This is a genomic window from Providencia sp. PROV_01, assembly GCF_053098325.1.
In genome coordinates this window covers 3,201,707-3,225,978 of sequence record NZ_JBRFKD010000002.1, presented here as the reverse complement: position 1 = coordinate 3,225,978, position 24,272 = coordinate 3,201,707, and the positions used below count along the sequence as shown (strand labels likewise).

Below are 24,272 nucleotides of genomic sequence, written 5' to 3'. Positions count from 1 at the left end.
CTATTCCTTTAGCTGCAATATGGCTAAATGTGTTCTCAAATTCTACTGTAACTAATATTAATAACTGGTTGGGTGAGTTTCATGCAATATACATTAGCAGCATCACTTAACGAAATATTACCATGTGCTGTGGGAGCGATTCCATCGTATATCAAATTATCACGGAAACTACTATGTGGGGTAACTACCATTACATCATTCATCTGATTTCCTCTTTATGAAAATATAAATAAATTACAATATTTAAATACATTCATTAAAGAAATGAAACAATACACAAAATATAATGACACTTATTAAAATATTAATGAGAAGTCAATGATGTGAGAGAATGGCTATTGTGACATGTTCAGAGCGACACTGGCATATAAATTTACTTGCGAAAATAAATTAATTTTATACCTAAATTTTAGTTAGGTTTAGTATTGGGTATTTACTGAGACTGTCATTAGATAGTTTAGAAATGTATCAAATAATAGGTGATATTTACAACTATACTAGTTGCTTTTAATATAGACTACAAATAGGAAATTAAATCAGTTTTTCTTGGGCTACTTTAATTATCAAATTCGAAAAATTACTTTGATAATCAATTAATCATTAATTAATTTATTAATTATCTATTCTCAAACAAACAAATTAAACATCAATGATAGCTGCTCAAATGCTTGGTGGATAAGCCGTTCCGTGTAGCGGGGAAGTATGGAAATAATCAACCCTAACATACTGATACCGATGGTTAATGTAAGGGGGAAACCCACCACAAACACGGATAGCTGTGGGGTCATTCGGTTTAGAATACCGAGAGCAAGGTTAAGAATGAGAAATAGTGTAATGAACGGTAGTGCTAGCATTAACCCATTAATAAATATAGTGTTAGCAAATTGAACAAACACCCAAAAACCATCACGATTTAATGGTGCGGTTTGAATTGGGATAAGTTCAAATGAATTGACCACAATATAAATAAGCCACAGGTGCCCATCGAAAGCGAGAAACAATAAAATAGTGATGACGTTAAATATGCGCCCTAAAATCGGCATATTAGGTCCACCGGTCGGGTCAAAAAAGGTGGCGAACGATAACCCCATTTGCAAACCAATCACTTCTCCCGCATGGCGCACGGCAGCAAATGCCATTTGCATTGTGAGTCCCATCGCAATACCAATCACCATTTGCTGCACGATAACCCATAGCCCCATGGCAGAAAATAGGGGAATATTTACGACAGGAAGTTGTGGGGAAACAATCAAGACGACAAAAAAAGCCAATGCGACGCGAACTTTGGTAATTGCCTGTTTTTCATTAAAAAAGGGCGCTGTACCAAGCAGCGCCAAAAGGCGTATGAAAGGGTAAAAACCTTGGCTTAGCCACAATGTGAGTGTTTCGCTGGTAATGGTTAGCATTGTTAGCCAATAATAAACGGTAAATTGCTCAACAATGACCGCATATAATCGGTAAGCAAATTCAGCATCCAGGGCCCTGCAATAATAATCACAGAAATGACCGATAAAATTTTAGGGATAAAAGATAGCGTCATTTCATTCACTTGTGTGGCGGCTTGCAGTAAGCTGATAATTAAACCTGCGGCTAAAGCGGCTAATAACAAGGGAGCCGCTAGCATCAGTGCGATTTTCATCGCCTCAGTTCCCATCGCCATCACTGATTCAGGTGTCATAACTACTCCGAGTAAAATAATCCTAATTAAAAAAGCTTTGCGATAATGAGCCAAGTAATAATTGCCAGCCATCAACCAAAACAAACAACATTAATTTAAATGGCAAGGAAACTGTTGCAGGTGGAACCATCATCATCCCTAATGCCATTAAAACACTGGCAACCACTAAGTCGATGATTAAAAATGGAATAAAAATGGTAAAGCCAATTTGGAATGCAGTTTTTAGCTCGCTGGTAATAAAAGCGGGCACTAAAATACGTAACGGAACATCTTTCGCTTCTTGAATTTCACCGACTTTAGCTATCCTTGCAAACAGGGCCAAGTCGGATTCTCGCGTTTGCCCTAGCATGAAGGTTCTTAATGGTGCAGTGCCTTTCTCTAAAGCGGTTTCGAGGCTAATTTTATCTTCGCTAAACGGCTGGTAGGCTTCGCGGTAAACTTGGTCAGCAACGGGTGACATCACAAAAAAGGTCAAAAATAGCGCCAAGCCTAGTAAGACTTGATTCGGAGGCGCGGAGGGCGTTCCGAGAGCGTTACGTAATAAACCTAAAACAATAATGATGCGAGTAAAACTGGTCATCATTAACAATAAGGCAGGAATAAAGCCTAATAAGGTTAAAAATAATAGAGTTTGAACGGGTAAAGACCAAGTTTGTCCCCCATCTGCTAGAGAATGGCTAATAACGGCAGGTAGTGCCGCAGAAGCTGAATTCGGCAGTAAAAACAAGAGCGCAGTAATCGTGAAAAGAGATTTTAGAGGTAACATTGAGTGCTTCCGATTACTTATGCATAGATGTCACTGAAGCTGCAAATTTTGCAGCCTCTTGTTTTTTCTTTAATAAAGACTGAAATGTGAGCGGTTCAACTGGCAATCCCGTTGTGCTTTCAGGTTCTGATGAGTATTGGTGTAACAGGCTGATATTTTGTGTGGTAACACCTAATACTAAGCACTCATTATTCACCTCAACCACCACAATGCGTTCTTTATTTCCTAATGAGCAGCGGCTTTTGACTTTTATGAGTTGCTCATTGCCCATTTTTTTTGGCGCAAATCCTAATTTTTTCACCAACCAAGCCCCTGCTAATATCAATAAAATGATCCCCCCTAAAGTACCGGATATCTGCGTTAAGCTATCATTATGGTCAATAGCCGGCGCATTAGGTTCACTCGAGGAAACGGTTGTTGATAAAAAAGGCACAGATGTCGGTGCCTGCTCAGTTTGATTGGATATTGCCATTATTAGCGACTCACGTTGTTAATTAACGGCTTAAACGGCGCATACGTTCAGAAGGCGTGATGATATCAGTGATACGAATACCGTAATTGTCTGAAACCACGACCACTTCACCTTGTGCAATTAAATAGCCATTGATTAAAATATCCAGCGGCTCACCCGCTAAGCCATCCAGAGAAACTACTGAACCTTGGGATAAGCTCAGTAACTTTTTAATGGTCATTTTAGTGCGACCCAATTCAACAGAAAGACGCACTGGGATGTCCATGATCATATCGATATCGGACAGCTGATTTAGCGGGTTTTGTCCATCAAAGTTGTCGAAAGCCTGTGCACCAGCTGAGGCGGATTCCGCTTTTTTTTGCTGTTCCAGCGCTTCAGCCCATAGGTCTTCACTGTCGTGATTGGTTGATGCATCAGGAGAGTTCTTCGCCTCACTCATTGGTACTTTCCTCATCTAGAGTGTTTAATACAGGGTTAATCAAATGTTCTACACGCAATGCATACTGGCCATTTTGAGTACCGTATTGACTGGTTAATACGGGAACACCATCAACATTAACGATGAGGCGGTCAGGTTTCTCAATTGGGATCACATCCCCTTTTTGCAGTTGCAGTAAGCGAGAAATTCGCATTGGAATGTCAACAAAGTTGGCAACCAATTCAAGTTCAGAGCGTTTTACTTGGGTAACAAGATTGGTTACCCAAGTTTCATTTTCTTGGTGACCTTGCTCCATTGGTGGGTTAATCAAGCGCTCACGCAATGGCTCGATCATGGCAATTGGAATACATATACTGAATTCACCAACGGTATTGCCTATCTCCACTAAAAACGGTGTGGTCACCACAATGTCATTAGGAGAGGTAGTGATATTGGTGAATTTGACTTGGATTTCAGAACGTACATATTCCACTTCAATATCAGCAATTGGTTTCCAAGCATCGCGATAAGCCCCTAAAGCTAATTTGAGCATGCGATTGATAATGCGTTGTTCAGTATTGGTAAACTCTTTACCTTCTTGCCGTACAGGGAAGCGACCATCTCCACCAAATAGGTTGTCGACAGCGATATAAACTAGTGCGGGTTCAAAGGTAAACAATGCCGTACCGCGTAACGGAGGCATATGAATTAAGTTGAGGTTGGTTGGTACCGGTAAATTACGCGCAAACTCATGATAAGGTTCAATTTTAATTCCGCCTACTGTAATGTCTGGGCTGCGGCGTAGCATATTGAACAAACCCATACGGAACTGGCGAGCAAAACGTTCATTGATGATTTCGAGAGACTGCATTCGCTCACGAATAACCCGACGTTGAGTGTTCGGGTCGTAAGGGCGAACATTATCTTTCCCTTGAGTCTCTGGCACAGGCGTACTGCTTGATGGCGTATCATCATTAAGCAGCGCATCAATTTCGGCCTGAGATAAAATATTATCGCTCATGAATATTACCGCAGAATAAAAGTAGTAAATAACACATCAGAAATATCCTGATCGGTATCCCCCGGGATCAGGGTAGGGGTAAGGGTTTGCTTGATATCTTTCATTAACTGCAACTTACCTTCATGCGTCTCGATATTTTTTGCTTTTTGCTCTGAAAGCAGCAGTAACATACGGCTACGTACTTCAGGGAGGTATTCATGAAGTTGTTTACGCGATTTTTCATTCGCCAGTCGCAAGGTCACATGGATATAAAGCACTCGATCCGGCGCATCGGCAGCACCGGTTAAATTGACGGTAAATGGCTCTAATTCCATAAAAATAGGTTGTGGCATGTTCGGACGCTTTTCTTCCTCATTCGCCGTTTGTGTGCCTTGTTGTGTCGTCCACCAGGTATAACCCCCAAACCCTGCACCAGCAAGGGCAATAAGGGTAAGTAGAATAAGCAACCCTTTATTGGAACTTTTTGATTTTTTGCTCGACGACATTTAGCTGAATTCCTGTTTCTTGGATGCTAAACCCAAATGGGTTTTTACGTTATGATCTCTAGCATTATGGCTTGGTTGCCAAGAGTTAAAGGAGTGAAAAACGAAACAAAAAGGCGGTAACTCGGCGCTTTAGCTAGGAAATTACCGCAATTTGTTTATTTATTATGCAAAAGTGTTAATTCCACCTTGTCGTGATGCCGTTGTTATTGGTGTAACAGTGGCATTCGCTTCGCTGATACCGACAGCCCCCACGGATGGATGTGTGGCTTGAATTTGTCCATCGTGTTGGTGGGTATTTTGCTGCGAGCTATCAGACTGGTGGTTCAAGTTATCTTGGCCAACAGAGCCCTGAGCGAGATGAATACCACTTTCTTGTAATGCACTGCGTAGCACTGGTATCATCGACTCCATGGCGGCACGTACATGGCTATGTGGTGACACAAAATGCATCACCGCTTGGTTATCTTCGATACGTAAATGCACATTTAGTGAACCTAACTCTTCAGGATGCAAACGAATTTGCGCTTGAGAAACCCCTTGGCGAGAGAAAAACAGCATATGTTGGCTTAATTGCTGCTGCCATGCTTCGCTGCCTAATTGGCTGGCTAAATGCAGAGTTGGTGTAGAGGTTGGTGCATTCATCGTTGCCGCTTGGGCCGTTGATGTAGTTGGCATCATGCTAATCGGCGCAGTTGTTGTAGGTTGTGACGATGTGGTAGTAAAAGCACCAGTTTCAGTTTGTAAGGTAAACGCACCTTTTGTGGTTTGGTTTAGGGTATCGCTTGAAACATTTTGTAGGTTTAATACGGGTTCTTTATCACTCACTTTTTTATTCAATGCCATAAAATCGGTAGTTAAATTTTTGCCACGTATATCTTTTGGGTTATCAAGGGGAAAAAGAGATTGGTCACGACGTTCTTCTTTTTCATTCTTAATAAATACCCCAAGCTTTGGGCTGTCTTCTTCGCCTGCCAACTGTAGCTGTGAACCCTCAAGATGCTTGCCATCATCTTGATTAATGATGCCATTCGCATTATCCGTTAGATGTTGCATTTTTTGACTAAATGCCCCTAAAGCTGGATGAGCTTCAGTTCGGATTGTGGTATTCGCCGCGGTTTGTACTTGGCCTGCTAATGACTGTTTCAAGCTATTTAACCATGCTTGCTCGTTGGCGTCTTTACCTGTCAATAAGTCAGTATTAAGGGCAGTTTGTACACTATCTGCCCGTAAGTTACGGCTAAAATTGAGCTGTTCTATGGCACTTTCAGCCGTTTTTTGTCCAGCTTGGGTTTGCTCTATCGTTTCTTTACCCGCTATTGCCAATTTGTTGTCGACAATGTCTTTATTAAGAGCTTCTTCATTAACAGGTTGATTAGTAACGTTTTGTTTTTCAATAGGTTGCTGGCTATCAAGCATGGCTTGAAAGGGAAGAGCAGGGGCTTGATTTTCATCAGCGCGCGATTCATTTTGTGGTAGATTGCCATTTTTTGTCGATGACGAAGCTGGCATATTCAGGGCGTTGATGTCCATTTATTGAGGTCTCCGTAAAGTCGCTCGTTGAGCAAACTCATCCATTTGCTTTTGTTCTAAGCGGTTTTGACGTTGGTATTCAGTATGTTCAGCGCGTTGAATTAATGTATCGAACGCATTGACACGTTGTTGTTTTTCTTGCCAGTGACGATTAGCTTCGTTAACGCGTTGCTCCCATAAATTCAGTTGCTGTTGCTGCTGCTCGATGGTCAGCTCCAATGTGACCAAAAATTGCTGATAATTCTGCCACTTATCCGATTCCATGCCTGTATGCAAGGTTTGGTTGAGTTTTTGACGATATTCGGATTGATAGTTTTCCAACATACTCAGCTGCTGCGCCATTTGTGTATGCGTTTGGCGTACTTGAGCTAACACTTTCGCCGCTTCTTCCGAGGCTTCAACAGCTAAGGTGAGTAATGTTGTTAAGGCATTATTTTTGGCCATTTATCCCCTCGTTATTCGTTGGGAACCACTTGAGTCAACTGTTCGCATGCGGTTTGATAATCACATCGCTCATCAATATCTTGCTGCAAGAACTTCGACATCCGTGGGTAATATTGAATTGCTGTATCCAACATGGGGTCACTGCCCATGGCATACGCACCGACGTTAATTAAATCTCGGTTGCGTTGATAACTAGACGTTAACTGCTTGAAACGTTGAATTTTTCGGTAATGCTCTTTAGGAATGAGCTCCGTCATTGCTCGGCTGATGGATGCCTCGACATCAATCGCAGGGTAGTGCCCTGACTCTGCCAGTGAACGTGAAAGAACAATGTGGCCATCCAAAATGGCGCGAGCCGAGTCAGCAATTGGGTCTTGTTGGTCATCCCCTTCCGTTAAAACGGTATAGAAAGCGGTAATTGACCCACCATTTTTCCCATTTCCTGCACGTTCAACTAATGCCGGTAATTTGGCAAATACAGAAGGTGGATAGCCTTTCGTTGCTGGTGGTTCACCTACGGCTAAAGCAATTTCCCGTTGTGCCATGCTGTAGCGGGTGAGTGAATCCATAATCAACAGCACACTTAAACCTTTATCGCGAAAATACTCAGCGATACGAGTGGCATAAGAGGCGCCTTGCATGCGCAATAAAGGGGACACATCGGCTGGCGCAGCAACGACAACGGCACGTTTTAAGCCATCAGCCCCTAAAATATTTTCAATAAAATCTTTAACTTCACGGCCACGTTCACCAATCAACCCGACTACGATAATATCGGCTTGTGTAAAGCGAGCCATCATGCCAAGTAACACGCTTTTCCCCACACCAGAGCCTGCAAATAGCCCCATGCGCTGACCTCGACCAACCGTTAATAACGCATTGATTGCACGAACTCCAACATCCAATACACTGCTAATAGGCGTTCGTTCCAATGGGTTAATTGGTGGAGTGATTAACGGAGCGCGGGTTTTTACCTCCAATGGACCTTTTCCGTCTAATGGATTACCTTGCGCATCAAGTACTCTACCTAATAATTCATTACCAATGGGTAATAGGCGGCTAGTTTGCCCGTCATCGCCAGTTGATTGCGCATAAACACGCGCACCTGGTGCAATTCCTTCAAGGTCAGCAAGGGGCATTAATAGCATTCTTGGGCCGTTAAAACCGACGACTTCACATACCACTTCGTCCGAGCCGCCATTAATAGAGCGCTCAATAAAGCAGGTTGCCCCTAAAGGCATTTTAATACCTTCGGCTTCCATCACTAAGCCAGTGATTTTTGTGAGGCGGCCATAACGACGCACCATCGGGATCCCTTTCATCCGCGATTCTAAATCGTCCAGTGAGGCAATCCAGCGTCCCAATCGTGCCGTCATGAAAAGCTCTCCGGTGCATATAAACGGCACAATTCTTGCCAGCGTGTCGCCACAGTCATATCAATTTCACCGTCTTCTGCGACGACTCGGCAACCACCGATATGCAGTTTAGGGTCAGCCACTAAGCGCCAGCCATTCAAGTTGAGTAGGGAACCGAGATGCTGCTCGATTAATTCAAAATGATTTGGATTGACGTGCAGCTCAGGTTGCCCAGCAAAAATTGGTTTTTGCTGGAGTAAATGACTGATCTCTTCCAGTAATGCCGTACCATCACAGACGGTAGATTGGCCTAAGACTTGCTTAGCGGCGGTCAACGCTATCTGCAACAGCTTAGTGGTCACCACCGTATCAAAGGTATCGAGTGAATAATTGAACTCAGACAGCAATTTTTGCCATGTTTCAATTACGGGTTGTTGCATAGCGAGCGCTTGCTCACGGCCTTGCTCTTCTCCAGCACGCAAGCCTTGTTCAAAGCCAGCTTGATAACCTTCTTGCTGGCCTTTTTCATGCCCTTGTTGGTAGCCGGTGCGCTGCGCATCTTCTTTTATGTTATCGAGCAAGTTAATTTGCTCTAACACTTCTTTCGGCTCAAGGCATGGGACTTTGGGGGCGTCAGGTTCAGGAACATCGCTTAATGCAGGAATGCCTGAGTTGAGATCCCATTGATTAAGCTCACGAAGCTGCCAAGGTTGCCATTGGTCATTTGGAATTGTTGACTTAGACATACACGTCGTCTCCACCACCTATAGCGATTTCGCCTTTTTCGACTAAACGACGAACGATAAGCAAAATGGCTTTTTGTTCGTTTTCCACTTGAGACATACGTACAGGAGAGCGAGATTCCAAATCGTCGCGTACGATTTCCGCTGCACGAGCGGCCATATTGTTGAGGAAGTGGTCGCGTAGAGCTTGGTTGCTGCCTTTGAGGGCAATAACCAGCGAGTCTGTCGAAACATCCTGCAAAATACGTTGAATGCTGCGATTGTCCACTTCGATAAGGTTTTCGAATAGGAACATTTCATCAATAATTCGTTGAGCCAGTTCACCATCGTAATCACGCATTGCATCGATAACGCTTTCTTCTTGCTGGCTTTTCATCAAGTTGATGATTTCTGCCGCAGTTCTTACGCCACCCATTTTGCTGCGCTTGAGGTTTTGACCATCCAGTAAATTGTTCAATACCTCAGTCAATTCCGCTAATGCCGCAGGTTGTACACCACCAAAGGTGGCGATACGTAACATAATATCGTTGCGTTGGCGCTCTTCGAATAATTCAAGTACATCTGCTGCAAGGTTGCGTTTTAAATGAACCAAAATGGTGGCGATAATTTGTGGATGTTCATCGCGAATAATATCGGCAACGGTTTGTGGTTCCATATAGTTGAGGCTTTCGATCCCTGAGGTGGTTTCTTGTTTTTCAAAGATATCTTCCAGCAGGCTCGCAGCACGTTCTTCGCCCAGAGCCTTTATCAATACAGAACGCAGGTAATCGTTGGTGTTAATATTAAGCGCCGCAAATTGAATTGCGGACTCTTCAAATTCCGTTAACACTTCCGCCAGTTCATTATTTGAGATTTGGCGCATGTTTGACACCGCCATACTCAATTGCTGAACTTCTTTAGGGTTCAGGTGCTTAAACACTTCAGCAGCCTGATCTTCACCGAGTGTCATTAACATGACGGCACTTTTTTCTGTTCCACTTAAACTCATTGGGATTTTCCTAACCACTGACGGATAACCATTGCCACGATTTGTGGGTCTTTTTCTGCCATTTCACGTATGCGTTGGCTTTGGATTTCTGCGCTAACACGTTGACGAGTTAGACGACGACGCGTTTGCTCATCCATATCTTCATCAATCACTTCATCAACCACGAGAGGGGTTTTCATTTGTGTTGCAACGAAAACTTCAGCATCGGCTTGAGCTTGCTGTGTCTTACGGTATTTAACCCATTGTGGTTTGATACCAAAACGCCACATAAACCAAGCAATAATGGCAATAAGCAGTATTTTTCCGTAATCCAGAAGCTGAGCAATAAATTGTGGGCTTTCCAGTAACGATGGTACTTCCTCAACAGGCGTCTCATTGGTAAACAATGAATTAGTAATGTTGAGGGAATCACCTCGTGCAGTGGAAAAACCCATGGCTTCGCGTGTCAATGCTTCAATTTGTTGCAGCATTTCTGGCGGCAATGGCTTCATTTCTGGACCATTTTCGCCATCTTGTGAATGGTAATTAACAATAACTGCGACCGAGAGCCTATCAACGACACCAATTTGCCGTTGGGTATGGCTAATTTTGCGATCTACCTCGTAATTCGTAGTTTCATCGCTTTGTGAGTTTGAGACACTATTACGGTTATTTGCTGTTTGAGTGCCGTCTTTATTGTCTTTATTGGTTTCAATTGGTGCATTTGGTGCACTAACGGGTTGATTTGAAAGCGCTCCTGGTACTCCACCTGTTCCACCATTGTTATTTTGCATACTTTGGCTATTTTGGCGGGAACGAATAGCAGCGCTATCTGGCGTTTGGTTAGGCTTATATTCCTCTGAAGTTTGCTCCACTTTAGAGAAATCCATTTGCGCGGTAACCTGTGCATGGATATTGGCGCGCCCCACGAGAGGGGACAAAATATCTTCAATACGCTGTTTGAGATGCGACTCCATCTCTTTGGTCATTTTTATTTGCGCACTATTAACCGACTGCTGGCTATTATCATTATTGGTCAGTAAACGGCCCGCTTGGTCAACAATAATGACATTGCTTGCAGTTAATCCTGTGACACTGCTGGATACCATATGCACAATGGCGCTAATTTGCCCCTCATCGAGCATTCTTCCTGGTAATAAACCGACCGTCACCGAAGCTGTTGGTAACTTTTGCTCACGCACAAATAAGGTCGGTTTAGGGATCGCTAAATGCACCCGAGCACTTTGTACTGGGCTTAATGATTCAATAGTTCGAGAGAGTTCACCCTCTAGCGCACGTTGGTAGTTGATTTGTTCACTAAATTGGCTAATACCAAATTGTTCTTTATCTAATAATTCAAACCCCGTATTGCCACCTTTAGGTAAACCTGATTGAGCGAGCTTTAAACGTAATTCATGCACTTTATCTGCAGGAACTAAAATAGCGCTACCATTATCAGCAATTTGATATGGCACATTCATCTGAGTTAGCTGGCCAACAATATCGCCACCATCTTTAGCACTTAAATTGCTAAGAAGTACACGGTAGTCAGGGCTGCGTAACCAGAGGAGAAGGGCGACAATAATTGAAACAGCCGCAGCCGCCGCAATCATTAACGGTATTTTAGGATCAGCTTTAATCCTTTCAACTATAGAGGCAAAACCCTTTTTGGCCTCCCCCGTGTCTTTAGATGCGGCACTCATAAATATTCCCTGCTTGGCAGACTACTAGACGGATGAAAATACTTTTGGTGAAACAATGTTATTTCCCTCTTCGTAACGTCACTTTTTCACTTTGCTATTATTTCTTGTCTTGCGGGAATCTAATGACGGAATCAGCCTATAAAATTGGTGTTATTTATCGGCTTCAAGTTAAAAAGGGTGTGATAGGGTAAGCTGGCCAATATAGGTTAGTGAAAAATTCACAATAATTAATAAGAAGAGAATCGAATGACAGTTCAAGCCATTGAAGGGGTTATTTCACAATTAAATGTCGTGGCAACCCAAGCCACTAACCCAATAAAACCAGCAATAGAGCCAGTTGGATTTGCTGACCATCTGGTTGCTTCTGTAAATCAAATTAATAAAACACGTAATGATTCTGCCAAGCAAATTGAAAATTTCACGTTAGGAAAGCAAGATATTTCCTTGAATGATGTAATGGTCGATATGCAAAAAGCCAGTTTAAGTTTACAAATGGGTATTCAAGTGCGTAATAAGCTGGTGGCGGCGTATCAAGAAATTATGTCAATGCCAGTGTGATTGGTTTATCTATTTGAATAAGGTCAAGTCGTTGATAGTGATGGCCGTATATTAACGTGTGTTAGAAAACATGGGCGTGGGAAACTGCGCTTGAGCAAATTCGGTAGGAATGTGAGAAAAACATGGTTCCACTTTAAAAGTGGCATTATTAAAATCTGATTTTTTTGTAGTTTCTTAGGCCTTCAGTTAATAGCTGATGGCTTTTATTTATAGAAAAACTGAAAAGCAAAGAAAAGCCCCAAATATCAAGGAAAAATAAACTGATACAATAGGTTAGAATACACTATCAGCATAGACTCTTTATAAAGGATTTACATGAATAAAGTGTAAGCAATACAGAAAATAAAATACAAATTAGAGTCTCGTTAAATGAATAAGGAATACTAGAGGATTCAAAATAAATATACCCTCTAGCATTTGAAATAAGAGCATTAATGTTTATTGGGCCGCTCTTTGTATTGCTTCTCCTCCTGCTTCTATATCTTCACCAACACCTTTAGTGGTATTACAGGCAGTTAATGTGAAAGCAACAACTAATGAGCAAATGAGGAAATTGATTTTTTTTAACATATTATCTTCCTTTCAAGTTTAAAGTTATAAATTACAAAAGGTCATCTTTAATTATAGCAGAACAAGTCGATGACTATTTTTAGCTGTATACTGCAGTAAGGTTAGGATTAAACCCTCATATTTTTGTGGAATTAGTATTGTTAGTGATACCTGACAAATGAAAATGAGCTGCTATATTTTAAGTGTTAGTACTTATTTTGGGTGATCAATCTACATTAGCAATAAAGGGTATACTCTATGATATTAAAAGAGCTATTTATCCGTATGCTTTATGTTTTTCAATACTTATTATTTGGTTTTCTTTTGTTATTATCATCAATAGCCTTACCTAATTGGTTAGGTAACGCCACAAGTTTTTTGTAGGATAGTATCTCATCGAGAAATATTCAACGGAGTTACCATGCGAGTGAAGTCAATTTTTATGTTTTTAAGTATGCTTCTACTTAACGGATGTAGCGTTAAAGTGCCAAAAGATATATCACCTGTTGAGAAGTTTGATTTATCACGTTACCTTGGCGAATGGCATGAAGTAGCGAGAATAGATAATCGATTTGAAAAAGGATTAAGTAAAGTCTCTGCTAACTATTCTCTTCGTGATGACGGAGGTGTAAAAGTAGTGAATAGAGGATGGAATTCTGAAAGCAAAAAATGGAAAGAGAGTATAGGGAAAGCTTACTTTGTTGAATCCTCGGATACTGGGGCTTTAAAGGTTTCATTCTTTGGGCCCTTTTACGGCGGCTATAATATTATTAAGCTAGATGATAACTATCAGTATTCATTAGTTGTTGGACCTAATAAAGATTATCTATGGGTACTATCGCGTACTCCAACTATGCCACCAGAGTTATTAAATGAATACCTTAGTTTTGCAAGTAACCATGGTTTTGATAGGCAAAGAATATTGATATTCCAGTAGAACCTATTCTTTATTAAAAATGAGAAGTTTAACAAGTGAAATATATGACCCGCCAAGTGCGGGTTTCTTATTTGACATTATTACCTATATCCTCTTAAGCAAAGTTATAGGCATAATATGGCGCTTACCGACAGATAAGAAATGTTTTGTCGCGAGTACCTCAGCGATTTAAACACTACACAGGAGGCTATTCGTGCAGGATACAGCGATAAAACTGCAAACGTAAAATCAAGCCGACTGTTAATAAATGTTAACATTCAAAATAGAATTAAAGACTTAAATTAAATAGGAATGAACGTGTCGAAATAAATGCTGATTATGTTTTTAACCGCTTTGTCGAAATTGACCAAATGGATGTATCAGATATTGTCAATGATGGTGGGAAGCTAAAACCAATAAGCAGTTGGCCTAAATCATGGCGGACAACATTATCAGGTTTTGATATCTCTACGACAATCCGTGACTACGATGAGAGCACCAAAGAAACTATTCTCATGAAAATCAAATGGCCTGATAAAGATTAAAAATCATGAGCTCTTAGGTAAGAATGTCAAAATTCAGGCATTTAAAGAGCAAATTGAACGGAAAAGCTGAGAGACTCGCTAAGCTAGAAGCAGAGCAATTAGCGGACGAAGTGGAAATGGATTTGGAGATTTAGGTTAACTTTTGGGTGGTATTTTGATTATAACAGAGTGTTGTATGGTTTGTTTTTGATAAGGAGTGCTTTTTGCTGAATTAATGGGGTGAATCCTAATGCTATTTGTGTGAATCAAAGTGTAGTTTTGAAACTCAAATTAATAACTCGAGTTATTATCACATATATTACAATAAGATAATATTATGTATTTTGGCTGCTTTCACTTTTTCATCGCAAGCTAATTCATTATGGACTTATGAAGGTAGTGGCGCACCTGAAAACTGGGGGAAATTGAGTGATGAATTTAAAGTTTGTGAAAATGGATTTAATCAATCACCGTAAGGAAAAAACTTATGTGTCAGCTTGAGTGGTTGGTATATTTAGAACATTATCTAATTATGTGAGTTTTCCAATTTTGGTATTCAATTACTTACTAAATAAACAGGCTAAAGAGTACGCAAAAGGTAGAGTCAGAAATTTAGTAATGAAATTTTTAATACTTACAGCATACGATATAAATTAAATGTTTCCATATATTATTAATTAGTCCATAAAACAGGTCACTACCTTCAAGGCTTTTTATGTAAATACTAATTAATAATAGGAGATATTTAATGGATAACCAAAATTCGATTTCTAATCATATTGCTTGCAGTCTTCGTCAATTAAGGATAAAAGCTAGGTTATCAGTATTCGAGCTATCTAGAATGGCGGGAATAGAGAGTGAGCAGCAACTATATCGTTATGAATATGAAATTGATAAGATAGGAATAGCGGAGACAGTAGCTATATTAAAGGTATTGAATGTTGATATTGAAAGTTTTTTTAGTAATTTGGATGAGTATAAAACTATAATTGCATGTAGCGGAGATATAAACTAAGTTTATTTCGATGAAACTTGCTTTCGCTTGAGTTATATAGCAAAAACCAACTGTAAACGGTTGGTTTTTACTATATAGGGAGGAGCGATAAAGTGATTACTATACTAGTATATAGTGTATTTATTTAATTCTCGCAATTGAATTAATTACATGATATTTATAGCTATTGTTAAACGTCATAATAAAGGTCAATCATAATATGTCGGAGGCTCTATCTCACTGGATAATTGAATATGGATACTTAGCTGTGTTTCTGGGTTCCATGATTGAGGGAGAAACAGTAGCTTTCTTATCGGGCATAGCAGCACATAATCAATTACTTTCTTACCCTCAAGTAGTTATAGCCGCCTCTTTAGGTGGGATTGTTAGTGATAATGTATTGTTTTTTATAGGCCGTTATTTTGGAGCACAAATTTTACCCAAACTACATAGTCAAAAAGATAAAATAGTATATGCGCAAGAATATATTCAAAAAAATGAGAATTGGGTTGTTATAGGTATTCGCTTTGCTTATGGGTTAAGGACAATAGGACCTATTATTATCGGTGCTAGTGATGTAAGTCCATTTAAATTTTTTATATTAAATATTATCGGTGGCGCAATTTGGGGAGCTTTGATAGTTTCTGCAGGATATTTTATTAGTAAACTAGTTCTTTCACTACCAACTCATTTTTCAATAAGTATGCTAATAGCTGTAGGTATATTTTTGTTATTGCTAATTTTTTGGAGAAAACATCTATTGCAAAAAATGCGGAAATAATACGAGATAGCTACTTGTAATTATATTATGCGAATGCAGTATCAATACCTGATTAATACTGCATTGGTTTATAAGCTGAAAAGAGTTAATTCCCTCTATATGTTGAATAACCATATTGGCTTAAAAGCAAGGGGATATGGTAATGTTCATCTAAATTATCTATTTGAAATTCAACGGGGATTTCAGGGAAAAAACTGTGTTTACCTTGTTGCTTAAAATACTCACCAGTTTTAAAAATCACTCTATAGTCTCCTATAGAAGGCTTCTCAGGGCTGTCAGGTAAGATAGATTTAATTCTGCCATCATTACTTGTTTTTTCTGTGTTTATGAGTACCCAATTGTTTCCCTGTTTTTTCTCTAATGTAACCTCAACATTAGGGGCTGGCTTCCCTGTTTGCTGATTAAGAATATGAACACTTAAAATATTATTTGACGCTATTGAAGTTGCTGGAGTTAAAATAAAAGGAATGAATACTAAAAGTAGTTTTTTTTTCATTTAGATATCCTCTATTGATATATTGAGGATACTTTATCAATGGAGGCTAATGGTTAGCCTTACAGTTTGATTACATTTTTTTAATCTAAACTTCATTACATTAGTTAATGGTAGATAGATTAAAAATAGTAAGTTTATCGATTTCGACTGGAGTCTTTGTATGAAGACTGAAAGCACTGTGTCAACATTAATAGGAAAGAAAATTAAAATATTAAGGCGCAATGCTGGATATACCGCAAGTGAGTTTGCAAGATTGAGCGGCTGTAAAAGTGATCAATAATTGTATCGCGATGTACGAGGTGTTAATAAAATTGATACCATATGTTGGTATCAGTACTAAGGATCCTTAATATAAATATAAGTAGTTTTTTTGAGCAGATAGCTGATGAGATAATTAAAGAATTCGATGATTATAATGTAAATATATAGACATCTAGTATGGCGAGGCCGCTATAAATGGCTGCTTTTTATATTATGGAATAAATCAGTCAGTTGATTGATACTTTTTTATAGTCGTTTCTATTACCTATTATTCATTTAAATAGGATTAAGCCGCCAATCCTTAATGTTTTCAACATTCACATAGGATATTTAAGGTTGTTATCGATATTTAATTTTGCTAGGTTTTTCTATTGTCAATAATTACCCAAGTAGATCATTATGAAATTAATCTCTTCGCTTTTTTGCCTCTTTTTAGTGACAGGCTGTACATTTACACCTTCTTTTGAGCCCAATAAGTCAACCTGGCCTAAGCCACATAAAGACGCCCGTTCATCTGAACAAAAAAGAGCTGATAGAGAGGCTGTACATGAGCAACAGCGAGCTGTGATGAGAGGTGAAAGACCGGATTACGGCGTTTTTGATAGATACTAAACCCGAGGACGTAAGAACTTTTGGGTTAAGATTAAGATAAACAGCAAACTATTTGTTTATAAAATCGACGCGAAAATAAAATTTGCCATTTGGTTCTAAGTGTGGCTTAATATGCTCACTGGTTTGGAAGTACAGGCCTATTTATGTTAGTCAGTTTTAAGATGTTCACCATTAAGCGCTATCTCAGATACCACTTCATTGCGAATTCCTTCTAATTAATTCCCATAAGTACCACAAGAACAAACCGCAACATGCCTTATGGCAATTTTAAAAAATTAAAGGAAATTCTATGTCTAATACAATGACTGGTACAGTAAAATGGTTTAACGATGATAAAGGTTTTGGTTTTATCACTCCTGCAGACGGCAGCAAAGATGTATTTGTTCACTTTTCTGCAATTCAAAGTGATAACTTCAAATCATTAGCAGAAGGCCAACAAGTTTCATTCAGCATCGAAAATGGTGCTAAAGGCCCAGCAGCAGCTAACGTTATCGCTAAATAACGATAACGAATCGCTAAGCATTCAAAAACCTCGCTAAATGCGAGGTTTTTTCGTTTTATAGCCTGCTATTTTCAATAAATACAGAGTTAATATTATAAAAGTTGTTTGATAAAATAATTAGCACCATCACGAATCGCCTCGTCTGATATTTGCATCATGCGTGAATAATGTAAGAAGGCGTGCAAAGTTCCTGGGTACATTTTATATTCACAAGGTATATCATTGGCATCTAGCGTTCGGAATAAAGCCAAACTATCATCTAATAGTGGGTCAAACTCAGCACTGGCAATATAACAAGGTGGAATACCGTAGGTTAAATCATTATTGAATAAGCAATAATATGGCGCCTCTCTATCGCCAGCTTCACCAAGATAGGCATTATCATAATCTTCTAAATCTTGTTTTTGTAACCCATCCCATTCTCCACCATATAGCCGTCGGCTTATTGAATCCTGCAAACCATACAGCCCATACCACAATAAAACAGCTTTTATATTGGCACATTCTATCACGTTATCACGTAACCAAAGTACAGAAGCAAGAGATAACATCGCGCCAGCTGAGTCACCGGCACAGCCAGTTTGTTGCATATTGATATTATATTGTTCAGCATTTTGCTGATAGTACTGATAAACCATGGATATTTCCTCAATTGCTTGAGGGTAGCGTGCTTCAGGGGATAACGAATAATCAACTCCAATAACTGTACAGCCCGAATATAGTGCCAGTAAGTGCATAATACGTTCGTGGGTCTGTAAATTACCTAAAATAAACCCACCGCCATGGAGATAAAACAAGGTGGCTGATGGGGATTCAATCGGCTGAAATATACGCGTCAAAATATTGCCATATTTAGTTGGAACTTGAATATCGTGAATGGAGTGCATCGTTGGCGCTTCTGAATTCCAATATTTTCTATCTTCAATATACGCTTGTCGCATACCATTATAAGTGGCGTCAAGAGGTGCTGGAGATGGATTTTCTGCATAAAATCGCATTACAGATTGCATCTCAGGTGAAATAAGGTCTAACACATTAATTTTATTTTTTTTGTTCATTATGCTCTCCTAGCTAGATGTTTCCATTGTAAAAGGGGGGCATAATTAAGTTGTGATCCTGCTAACCAATATTAAAAGGTTCTGTATTTTTAAATTATAAGGCTTGAGAATTTATAGGTATTTTAATTTATATCTCAAACGGTGAGATCATCACCGTTTGAAATATATGTGAGTTTTAGGTGGGAAAGTTAATATTTAACGATGATGTCAGTTAACAATTATTTAGCAGCTCTTTGTATGGCTTCTCCACCGGCTTCTATGTCTTCACCAACACCCTGAGTGGTGTTGCATGCGCTTAAAGAGAATACTACAGCTAATGAACAGGCCAAAAAACAAATTTTTTTAATCATATCTTCTTCCTTTGGTTAAACTCACTTACGGGTTATAAGACATTTCACGTATAAGTATAGCAGAAGGATAAATGAGTGTTTTTTGAGCTGACGTATGTTGCGATTTGATAATATAAAAATTATCAGTTTATTATGCTTTGATTTTTCATTTTAATGAAGCATAAGGCTATAAGTTAATAAATAAAAAGAGAATTATAGCAATAAATGATAAATAGTTTTAACTATTTTAGAGAAAAGAAAGATACAGAAAAATCCGAATTCCACTATATCCTTATGTTAGTAAACATGAATGCGACTGATATTAGACCAGTTACATAAACTTTATTAATCTAAATGGATATTCCATGATGGAATTTTATCATTTTGTTAACAAATTCATCGTTATTATATTTGTGAGCTTATGTAATAATACTTAGTCGATTTTTTAATTAATCACAAGTTAAATCAAAATGTTATATATTGTCGTAAGAGAATTTTAATGTAATATCGAATCTGTTTGAAATTCCCTTGGTTTCATTGATTTATTTAAACCGCCATATAGGCGGTTTTTTTTAGTTTTTACCCAGTGAGAACTTTTCAAATAACCAAAGCCCACTTTTTTTCATTGCGAAACCAAATAGCACACCAATTAATAGTGATTGAATAGTGACCAACCAAACACCTTCTGCCGCAAAAATAGTACAGGTGCCGACAAACGTGCCGGGTATATAAGAAAGCCACTGTTTTTTAGCTTGTATACACATCAAAAAGGCAACAATACCAGTAACGAAGTATCCTACAAAGTGAGGTAACTGCTTCAGGTAGTCACCGCTGTGCAGGATCACTAAGCCCCAAACCACACCACTACAGACGGTTAATGCGGTAATACCCAGACCTTTTATCCCATCTTTAGGATAAGCAAAATAGGCTGTACAGCCTAAAAAGCCTGCCCAGCCGATTAGCCCTAAACTATCAGCAACCCAAGCCCATATACCAGAAAGAATGGCGGTTGTTAAAGAAAGACAAAATAGTAATTTCACAATATGCACTTTACGTTATGGTTGTTTGTTAATAATACGGACGATGAATGCTATGGCCTATCGCTTGGTTACTAAGCCCATTAGCTGCAAAGCCAATTTATTCTAGAGTTAAGCTTTAACGATTCAGCTATCTTTTATTCGAACACCATCTAGGGAGTTTTAGGTATGGCTAGAGGGGTAACTGACTAATAATAGGATAGTTATTTGTAATTGCAGTGACTCTGGGGCCGTGTAAAGAAAAGCATTGTATAGAGCTAAGGTAAATCTGGCAATGAGTATCCGATAATTTATATGTTTTAATTTTATCTTACTGATAATAAATAATTATCTGTAAATTTAACGTTAAATAAATAATGTATAATTTAAAGATTAATTTTGAGTGTGTGAATAGTTGATGGCTTTTTTACTTTAATTTAGCGACTCCTCGCTGTAGCATGAAGAAAATTGACTTGTGAGGTAAGGGTATGAAATGGATGATAGCTGGTGCTACTGCACTGTTATTGGTAGGGTGTGATAGCACATCGACTGCACCATTTGGCTTAAACTGGGGGCAAAGCATTGATAGCATCAGTTTTATTAAGGCGGGGAAATGCCAAGCAAGTGGTAGTAAAACAGTTTGTACTTTTGGGCAGCAAAAGCCATTTAATGATTGGAGCTATGAAAACCAACTCACTTTTGATGGTGGTACGCTCATTCAAGTGGCTACCACACTTGTTGGGGTTGAGGATTATGCCTCGCCAAAACCGGATTTTTTGGACTTCCAACAGAAGCTAGAAAATGAAATGGGCTATTTGACAAAGCAAGGGTTTAGCTCACAAGTCGCTAGTGACATTCTCACTAAATGCCAATCAGAGACTAGCTGTCACAAAGTGAGTGAGTCATCTCAAACTCGTAGTGGCATGTCTAATCTTTGGGTTACCATTAACCCTACACCAATTGCCATTATCACTTACAGCCAAGATTAAGCTTAATTTAAAGCCAGTTAATGTTGATATTAATTTGCGTGGCGAATATAAATAGTACCAATATATCATTGGTACTATTGGTTAAGGCTTATAAATAATTTATAAAAATGATAAGAACAATATAGGTTGAAGAATTACCACCCGAAGGCGACACCCGCTCCAATAACCGCAGCATCTGAATTATTCCAAGATACAGAACTGCGTAGGTTGATGTTTTCTTTTAGTTGATATTGAGCACCGGCAGCGATCGCTGAGCCATTTTTGTAATTACCTGCACCAATCCCTGCGCTAAAACGAGTATTTGTTGCGTAAGGAATATTGCTCATTGCTGCGACAGACGCAATACCGGAATTCGCTTCTTGAGCACGTTTATCTATTTTCCTATCAAGCTGATGGAGCCCATGATCTACTTTATTTTCTAAGCTGGTGAATTTGAGTTCATTAGCTTTTTGCGTTTTCGACGTGTCACTTTTTAGGGTCTTAATTGACGAGGTATTTCCAATCACTTTGTTATCTAGATTTTGCATATTGGTATTTAATTGGTTGGTGATTTGGTCAGCCGCATTGACACCAGTTAGTGCTCCTTGCAAATGTAATTCGACATCTTTTAATTTTGAGTCAAGTGCATGGTGCTCTTTTTCTCTGCCTTGTTGTATTGATGTGATTTTACTATTAATTAAATCATTGTTGTTTTTTATTTCCTGAAAAATATCTTGAGAATATATTTGTTCAAAACTAACGATTTCATCATTCAATGCTTTTAAATCATTTCGTATATCTATAGTTTCTGATTTAAGTTTACTATTATTTTGTTTTAATGTGTCAATGTCGCTATTAAAACGTGAGTCCATTTGGTTAATTGTAGTGTTGATATGGTTGATTTTTCCACTGATATCACTAATTTTTTTAACATTAGTGCTGATACCTTGCGCGTTGACACTGCTTAAGGATGGTGGAGGACTTGAAAATGAAGTGTTGGCTATTACATTGCAAGACACACCGCTAAGTAATAGAGCTGACAAAAGACGGGATGATATTTTCTTTTTCATTTGTTAATTTCCGTATTATTTAAAATTATCATCTAAAAGAAGAATGAAAGATAAATTTATTTTCCTTTATTCGTTTATAATAAAGATATTTATTTGGTGGGTAAAATCGATTTTTAAAATGATATTTATTCGGGATATCCGTGTTTGAGTGAAATAAATACAGTGATATATATTTTTTATATTAACTAGATACTTTTATTTGATGGAATTATATTTGATAGTGCTTATTTTGAAAAGTTAATTTAAATTGATAGTAACTTTAATGTGGCCTAAATATATTCTCAATATTAATAAAAACTAAAAGCGAAAAAATAGCCACAAGCGAATAGATGCCATCAGTGGGTAAAAGCAAAAACAGTGAAGAGCCTACAAAGGGTCACCATTTTTCCTGTTTTAGATGTTTTTTTCCAAATAACGTGTTATTTTTCTGTAAAATTTTATGTGGCTTATGTTCCATGAAGGGGCAGTCTAAATAGGCAGGCGTTAATTTATTGATGTTTAAAATAAATTTTGTTTTCTGATTAACAATGCCATTTTTTGCATGTTGTTGGTGAAATAGAAAGACGATAATATTTTATCTGTTCTTCATACTTCACAGGCAGAGTTGTGGCGGCAGTTAGCGGCTATTGTATGCGTCACTGTTGCTTAAAATAGTTTGAATGATTGATATTTGAATGAAAGTAATCGAATTTATAGGGTTTAAATTATGGCAGTAAGAGAAATTATTGAAATTCCAGATGAACGACTGCGTATTAAATGCAGCCCAGTGACGGATTTCGCTGCGGTACAAACCTTGATCGACGATTTGTTAGATACCATGTACAGCACCGATAACGGTATTGGTCTCGCTGCCACGCAAATTGCGGAAACTAAATCCATTATGGTGATTGATATTTCAGAAAACCGTGATGAGCCGATGGTATTTGTTAACCCTGAAATCGTCGAAAGTGAAGGGGAAACCAGTTATCAAGAAGGGTGCCTGTCAGTACCCGAAATCTACGCCGATGTAGACCGCTTCCTGCGCGTTAAAGTGAAAGCGTTCGATAGGCACGGTAAAGCGTTTGAAGTAGACAGCGACGAGTTCTTAGCGATTGTCATGCAACATGAAATCGACCATTTACACGGTAAAGTGTTCCTCGATCACTTATCGCCGCTAAAACGCAATATGCTGTTGAAAAAGCTGAAAAAGCAGCAACGTTTAAAACAGCAGCAATAGGCTGAGAGTTGAAGATAAAAGGCGTGTCAGGTCTGTCGGCCTGACACTCAAATTATTCCATCGGGCGAACGACTAACGGGGTATCCGGCTCATCAAATTGGCCATAGCTGTTATTTAATACCCGTTTTTGGTCTAATTGCTTAATTTCTTTGCTTAAAAAGTTTAAATGCTGTTGTAAATATTCTTTAGTAATGCGTTCATTTTCAATAATTTTATGCAATAACTGAATAAACTCTTCAGTTATTGGCTGCTGTTCTTCGAACGCTTGCGTTAACTTGGTGAGGTTTTCCACCGCAAGGACATATTCTGTCTCTCGGGAGACCAACGTCTCCCATTCCCCGGATTGCGCTAAGGCAACTAAATTTTCACTTAATACTAAGACATTACGGTATATTTCATGTAAATCGATAGGATTTTTATTGTCCACCTGATTATCTTTCATCCACATTTGCACCGATTTGTTGCCACGCAGAGGCGATATCGGAGAGTAACTGATAAACTTCTTGGACATAAGCCACGTTGTTTTCGAGGTTGGCGCGAAGTAACTGCATTGTCATGTACTCATACAAACTTGCTAAATTTTCTGCAAGTTCGCCGCCAGCTTCATAATTTAACGACTGCTTTAACCCAGTGTCAATGATGTCGATAGCTTTTGAGATTTCTTTACCTTTTTCTGCCACCTTACCTTGCTGCATAAAAATCTCACCGCGTTTCAGGGCACTAAGGGCCCCTTTAAACAGGATTTGGATCAGTTGGTATGGGGTCGCGTTGGTGATTTCACTCTCTAAATCAACCTGTTGGTAAGCTTGCTGTGCGTGTCGTTGATACATGTTTTTAACC

Annotated in this window: 28 protein-coding genes and 1 pseudogene; 8 read left to right on the top strand and 21 right to left on the bottom strand. The window is 38.8% G+C overall.

The genetic code is table 11. From position 1 onward, the window contains the following. Positions 1–626 precede the first annotated feature (626 nt). The 13 genes from fliR to fliF form a co-directional block, all read right to left on the bottom strand. Positions 627–1,406, bottom strand: a complete 780-nt coding sequence (gene fliR, locus ACU696_RS15805; RefSeq protein WP_117162049.1) for a flagellar biosynthetic protein FliR — start codon at positions 1,404–1,406, stop codon at positions 627–629. 2 nt (positions 1,407–1,408) lie between these two features. Continuing rightward, positions 1,409–1,678: a flagellar biosynthesis protein FliQ gene (gene fliQ / locus ACU696_RS15800; RefSeq protein WP_004255630.1), complete on the bottom strand. Its 270-nt coding sequence runs from the start codon at positions 1,676–1,678 to the stop codon at positions 1,409–1,411. Positions 1,679–1,700: 22 nt separating this feature from the next. Continuing rightward, positions 1,701–2,444 (bottom strand): flagellar type III secretion system pore protein FliP, encoded by a 744-nt coding sequence (fliP, locus tag ACU696_RS15795; RefSeq protein ID WP_004909893.1) that lies wholly within the window; start codon positions 2,442–2,444, stop codon positions 1,701–1,703. A gap of 13 nt (positions 2,445–2,457) precedes the next feature. Then, positions 2,458–2,916, bottom strand: coding sequence for a flagellar biosynthetic protein FliO (fliO, locus tag ACU696_RS15790; protein WP_117162048.1), 459 nt, complete (start codon positions 2,914–2,916; stop codon positions 2,458–2,460). A gap of 22 nt (positions 2,917–2,938) precedes the next feature. Beyond that, positions 2,939–3,355, bottom strand: a complete 417-nt coding sequence (gene fliN, locus ACU696_RS15785) for a flagellar motor switch protein FliN (RefSeq protein WP_004255621.1) — start codon at positions 3,353–3,355, stop codon at positions 2,939–2,941. Continuing rightward, a complete protein-coding gene (gene fliM, locus ACU696_RS15780) occupies positions 3,348–4,355 on the bottom strand; it encodes a flagellar motor switch protein FliM (protein ID WP_004909898.1) in 1,008 nt (335 codons plus the stop codon). The genes fliN and fliM overlap by 8 nt, the downstream gene beginning before the upstream one ends. Positions 4,356–4,360: 5 nt before the next feature. Next, positions 4,361–4,840, bottom strand: a complete 480-nt coding sequence (gene fliL / locus ACU696_RS15775; protein WP_109911167.1) for a flagellar basal body-associated protein FliL — start codon at positions 4,838–4,840, stop codon at positions 4,361–4,363. A gap of 162 nt (positions 4,841–5,002) precedes the next feature. Next, positions 5,003–6,370: a flagellar hook-length control protein FliK gene (locus ACU696_RS15770; RefSeq protein ID WP_209101357.1), complete on the bottom strand. Its 1,368-nt coding sequence runs from the start codon at positions 6,368–6,370 to the stop codon at positions 5,003–5,005. After that, entirely contained in the window at positions 6,371–6,814 is a 444-nt protein-coding gene (fliJ, locus tag ACU696_RS15765) for a flagellar export protein FliJ (RefSeq protein ID WP_004909907.1), read from the bottom strand. Positions 6,815–6,825: 11 nt separating this feature from the next. Next, entirely contained in the window at positions 6,826–8,190 is a 1,365-nt protein-coding gene (gene fliI, locus ACU696_RS15760; protein ID WP_004909909.1) for a flagellar protein export ATPase FliI, read from the bottom strand. Further along, entirely contained in the window at positions 8,187–8,915 is a 729-nt protein-coding gene (fliH, locus tag ACU696_RS15755; protein WP_109911169.1) for a flagellar assembly protein FliH, read from the bottom strand. The genes fliI and fliH overlap by 4 nt, the downstream gene beginning before the upstream one ends. After that, entirely contained in the window at positions 8,908–9,900 is a 993-nt protein-coding gene (gene fliG / locus ACU696_RS15750; RefSeq protein WP_004909913.1) for a flagellar motor switch protein FliG, read from the bottom strand. The genes fliH and fliG overlap by 8 nt, the downstream gene beginning before the upstream one ends. Further along, entirely contained in the window at positions 9,897–11,582 is a 1,686-nt protein-coding gene (gene fliF / locus ACU696_RS15745) for a flagellar basal-body MS-ring/collar protein FliF (protein WP_109911170.1), read from the bottom strand. Before fliF ends, fliG begins: the two co-directional genes overlap by 4 nt. Before the next feature lie 246 nt (positions 11,583–11,828). On the opposite strand from fliF, the gene fliE reads away from it, so the two are divergent. Then, positions 11,829–12,140 carry a flagellar hook-basal body complex protein FliE gene (gene fliE, locus ACU696_RS15740; RefSeq protein ID WP_004909916.1) on the top strand — a complete coding sequence of 104 codons (312 nt, stop codon included), beginning with the start codon at positions 11,829–11,831 and terminating at the stop codon, positions 12,138–12,140. 438 nt (positions 12,141–12,578) lie between these two features. Here the strand turns inward: fliE and ACU696_RS15735 are convergent, their stop codons facing one another. Continuing rightward, complete coding sequence (locus ACU696_RS15735) at positions 12,579–12,710, bottom strand: entericidin A/B family lipoprotein (RefSeq protein ID WP_109911171.1); 132 nt, start codon at positions 12,708–12,710, stop codon at positions 12,579–12,581. 400 nt (positions 12,711–13,110) lie between these two features. Here ACU696_RS15735 and ACU696_RS15730 point away from each other — a divergent pair, with 400 nt between their 5' ends. From ACU696_RS15730 to ACU696_RS15715, 4 genes and pseudogenes are all read left to right on the top strand, one after another. Next, the gene (locus ACU696_RS15730; protein WP_004261469.1) at positions 13,111–13,626 is read left to right on the top strand and encodes a lipocalin family protein; all 516 of its coding nucleotides are present in this window, start codon (positions 13,111–13,113) and stop codon (positions 13,624–13,626) included. A gap of 141 nt (positions 13,627–13,767) precedes the next feature. After that, positions 13,768–14,220, top strand: a pseudogene (locus tag ACU696_RS15725) (terminase small subunit). A 657-nt stretch (positions 14,221–14,877) separates the two neighbouring features. Then, positions 14,878–15,144, top strand: a complete 267-nt coding sequence (locus ACU696_RS15720; RefSeq protein ID WP_004909925.1) for a helix-turn-helix domain-containing protein — start codon at positions 14,878–14,880, stop codon at positions 15,142–15,144. Positions 15,145–15,343: 199 nt separating this feature from the next. Then, complete coding sequence (locus tag ACU696_RS15715) at positions 15,344–15,904, top strand: DedA family protein (protein WP_004909929.1); 561 nt, start codon at positions 15,344–15,346, stop codon at positions 15,902–15,904. Positions 15,905–15,989: 85 nt separating this feature from the next. Here ACU696_RS15715 and uraH read toward each other — a convergent pair whose 3' ends face one another. Further along, a complete protein-coding gene (gene uraH / locus ACU696_RS15710) occupies positions 15,990–16,400 on the bottom strand; it encodes a hydroxyisourate hydrolase (RefSeq protein WP_109911174.1) in 411 nt (136 codons plus the stop codon). 1,162 nt (positions 16,401–17,562) lie between these two features. Between uraH and cspE the strand changes: the two genes are divergently transcribed. Continuing rightward, positions 17,563–17,775, top strand: coding sequence for a transcription antiterminator/RNA stability regulator CspE (gene cspE, locus ACU696_RS15705; protein ID WP_004909940.1), 213 nt, complete (start codon positions 17,563–17,565; stop codon positions 17,773–17,775). 92 nt (positions 17,776–17,867) lie between these two features. Here cspE and aes read toward each other — a convergent pair whose 3' ends face one another. The 3 genes from aes to ACU696_RS15690 all read right to left on the bottom strand — a co-directional run bounded on the left by aes (position 17,868) and on the right by ACU696_RS15690 (position 20,202). After that, complete coding sequence (gene aes, locus ACU696_RS15700) at positions 17,868–18,833, bottom strand: acetyl esterase (RefSeq protein WP_110731853.1); 966 nt, start codon at positions 18,831–18,833, stop codon at positions 17,868–17,870. A 218-nt stretch (positions 18,834–19,051) separates the two neighbouring features. Then, on the bottom strand, positions 19,052–19,183 hold the full coding sequence (locus ACU696_RS15695; protein ID WP_004909948.1) for an entericidin A/B family lipoprotein: 132 nt from the start codon (positions 19,181–19,183) through the stop codon (positions 19,052–19,054). 551 nt (positions 19,184–19,734) lie between these two features. Next, complete coding sequence (locus tag ACU696_RS15690) at positions 19,735–20,202, bottom strand: DUF1097 domain-containing protein (protein ID WP_004909951.1); 468 nt, start codon at positions 20,200–20,202, stop codon at positions 19,735–19,737. A 464-nt stretch (positions 20,203–20,666) separates the two neighbouring features. Here ACU696_RS15690 and ACU696_RS15685 point away from each other — a divergent pair, with 464 nt between their 5' ends. Next, entirely contained in the window at positions 20,667–21,167 is a 501-nt protein-coding gene (locus ACU696_RS15685; RefSeq protein ID WP_042851567.1) for a hypothetical protein, read from the top strand. A 134-nt stretch (positions 21,168–21,301) separates the two neighbouring features. Here ACU696_RS15685 and ACU696_RS15680 read toward each other — a convergent pair whose 3' ends face one another. Beyond that, a complete protein-coding gene (locus ACU696_RS15680) occupies positions 21,302–22,216 on the bottom strand; it encodes a YadA C-terminal domain-containing protein (protein ID WP_004909959.1) in 915 nt (304 codons plus the stop codon). Between the two features lie 706 nt (positions 22,217–22,922). On the opposite strand from ACU696_RS15680, the gene def reads away from it, so the two are divergent. Continuing rightward, on the top strand, positions 22,923–23,432 hold the full coding sequence (def, locus tag ACU696_RS15675; protein WP_004909962.1) for a peptide deformylase: 510 nt from the start codon (positions 22,923–22,925) through the stop codon (positions 23,430–23,432). A gap of 52 nt (positions 23,433–23,484) precedes the next feature. Here def and fliT read toward each other — a convergent pair whose 3' ends face one another. Together fliT and fliS are read right to left on the bottom strand one after the other, a co-directional pair. After that, positions 23,485–23,874, bottom strand: coding sequence for a flagellar protein FliT (gene fliT / locus ACU696_RS15670; RefSeq protein WP_109911176.1), 390 nt, complete (start codon positions 23,872–23,874; stop codon positions 23,485–23,487). Further along, positions 23,864–24,262 carry a flagellar export chaperone FliS gene (fliS, locus tag ACU696_RS15665; protein WP_004909969.1) on the bottom strand — a complete coding sequence of 133 codons (399 nt, stop codon included), beginning with the start codon at positions 24,260–24,262 and terminating at the stop codon, positions 23,864–23,866. The genes fliT and fliS overlap by 11 nt, the downstream gene beginning before the upstream one ends. Positions 24,263–24,272: the final 10 nt, after the last annotated feature.

Excerpts from the sequence above, each read along its gene's own strand:
- fliE (WP_004909916.1), top strand. The coding sequence starts at position 11,829 with ATGACAGTTCAAGCCATTGAAGGGGTTATTTCACAATTAAATGTCGTG.
- ACU696_RS15685 (WP_042851567.1), top strand. The coding sequence starts at position 20,667 with ATGAAATGGATGATAGCTGGTGCTACTGCACTGTTATTGGTAGGGTGT.
- ACU696_RS15730 (WP_004261469.1), top strand. The coding sequence starts at position 13,111 with ATGCGAGTGAAGTCAATTTTTATGTTTTTAAGTATGCTTCTACTTAAC.
- uraH (WP_109911174.1), bottom strand. The coding sequence starts at position 16,400 with ATGAAAAAAAAACTACTTTTAGTATTCATTCCTTTTATTTTAACTCCA.
- fliR (WP_117162049.1), bottom strand. The coding sequence starts at position 1,406 with ATGCTAACCATTACCAGCGAAACACTCACATTGTGGCTAAGCCAAGGT.
- ACU696_RS15735 (WP_109911171.1), bottom strand. The coding sequence starts at position 12,710 with ATGTTAAAAAAAATCAATTTCCTCATTTGCTCATTAGTTGTTGCTTTC.
- def (WP_004909962.1), top strand. The coding sequence starts at position 22,923 with ATGGCAGTAAGAGAAATTATTGAAATTCCAGATGAACGACTGCGTATT.
- fliL (WP_109911167.1), bottom strand. The coding sequence starts at position 4,840 with ATGTCGTCGAGCAAAAAATCAAAAAGTTCCAATAAAGGGTTGCTTATT.
- ACU696_RS15770 (WP_209101357.1), bottom strand. The coding sequence starts at position 6,370 with ATGGACATCAACGCCCTGAATATGCCAGCTTCGTCATCGACAAAAAAT.
- fliH (WP_109911169.1), bottom strand. The coding sequence starts at position 8,915 with ATGTCTAAGTCAACAATTCCAAATGACCAATGGCAACCTTGGCAGCTT.
- fliN (WP_004255621.1), bottom strand. The coding sequence starts at position 3,355 with ATGAGTGAGGCGAAGAACTCTCCTGATGCATCAACCAATCACGACAGT.
- fliJ (WP_004909907.1), bottom strand. The coding sequence starts at position 6,814 with ATGGCCAAAAATAATGCCTTAACAACATTACTCACCTTAGCTGTTGAA.
- fliO (WP_117162048.1), bottom strand. The coding sequence starts at position 2,916 with ATGGCAATATCCAATCAAACTGAGCAGGCACCGACATCTGTGCCTTTT.
- fliG (WP_004909913.1), bottom strand. The coding sequence starts at position 9,900 with ATGAGTTTAAGTGGAACAGAAAAAAGTGCCGTCATGTTAATGACACTC.
- cspE (WP_004909940.1), top strand. The coding sequence starts at position 17,563 with ATGTCTAATACAATGACTGGTACAGTAAAATGGTTTAACGATGATAAA.
- ACU696_RS15720 (WP_004909925.1), top strand. The coding sequence starts at position 14,878 with ATGGATAACCAAAATTCGATTTCTAATCATATTGCTTGCAGTCTTCGT.
- fliS (WP_004909969.1), bottom strand. The coding sequence starts at position 24,262 with ATGTATCAACGACACGCACAGCAAGCTTACCAACAGGTTGATTTAGAG.
- fliM (WP_004909898.1), bottom strand. The coding sequence starts at position 4,355 with ATGAGCGATAATATTTTATCTCAGGCCGAAATTGATGCGCTGCTTAAT.
- aes (WP_110731853.1), bottom strand. The coding sequence starts at position 18,833 with ATGAACAAAAAAAATAAAATTAATGTGTTAGACCTTATTTCACCTGAG.
- fliP (WP_004909893.1), bottom strand. The coding sequence starts at position 2,444 with ATGTTACCTCTAAAATCTCTTTTCACGATTACTGCGCTCTTGTTTTTA.
- fliI (WP_004909909.1), bottom strand. The coding sequence starts at position 8,190 with ATGACGGCACGATTGGGACGCTGGATTGCCTCACTGGACGATTTAGAA.
- ACU696_RS15695 (WP_004909948.1), bottom strand. The coding sequence starts at position 19,183 with ATGATTAAAAAAATTTGTTTTTTGGCCTGTTCATTAGCTGTAGTATTC.
- fliF (WP_109911170.1), bottom strand. The coding sequence starts at position 11,582 with ATGAGTGCCGCATCTAAAGACACGGGGGAGGCCAAAAAGGGTTTTGCC.
- ACU696_RS15680 (WP_004909959.1), bottom strand. The coding sequence starts at position 22,216 with ATGAAAAAGAAAATATCATCCCGTCTTTTGTCAGCTCTATTACTTAGC.
- fliQ (WP_004255630.1), bottom strand. The coding sequence starts at position 1,678 with ATGACACCTGAATCAGTGATGGCGATGGGAACTGAGGCGATGAAAATC.
- ACU696_RS15715 (WP_004909929.1), top strand. The coding sequence starts at position 15,344 with ATGTCGGAGGCTCTATCTCACTGGATAATTGAATATGGATACTTAGCT.
- fliT (WP_109911176.1), bottom strand. The coding sequence starts at position 23,874 with ATGAAAGATAATCAGGTGGACAATAAAAATCCTATCGATTTACATGAA.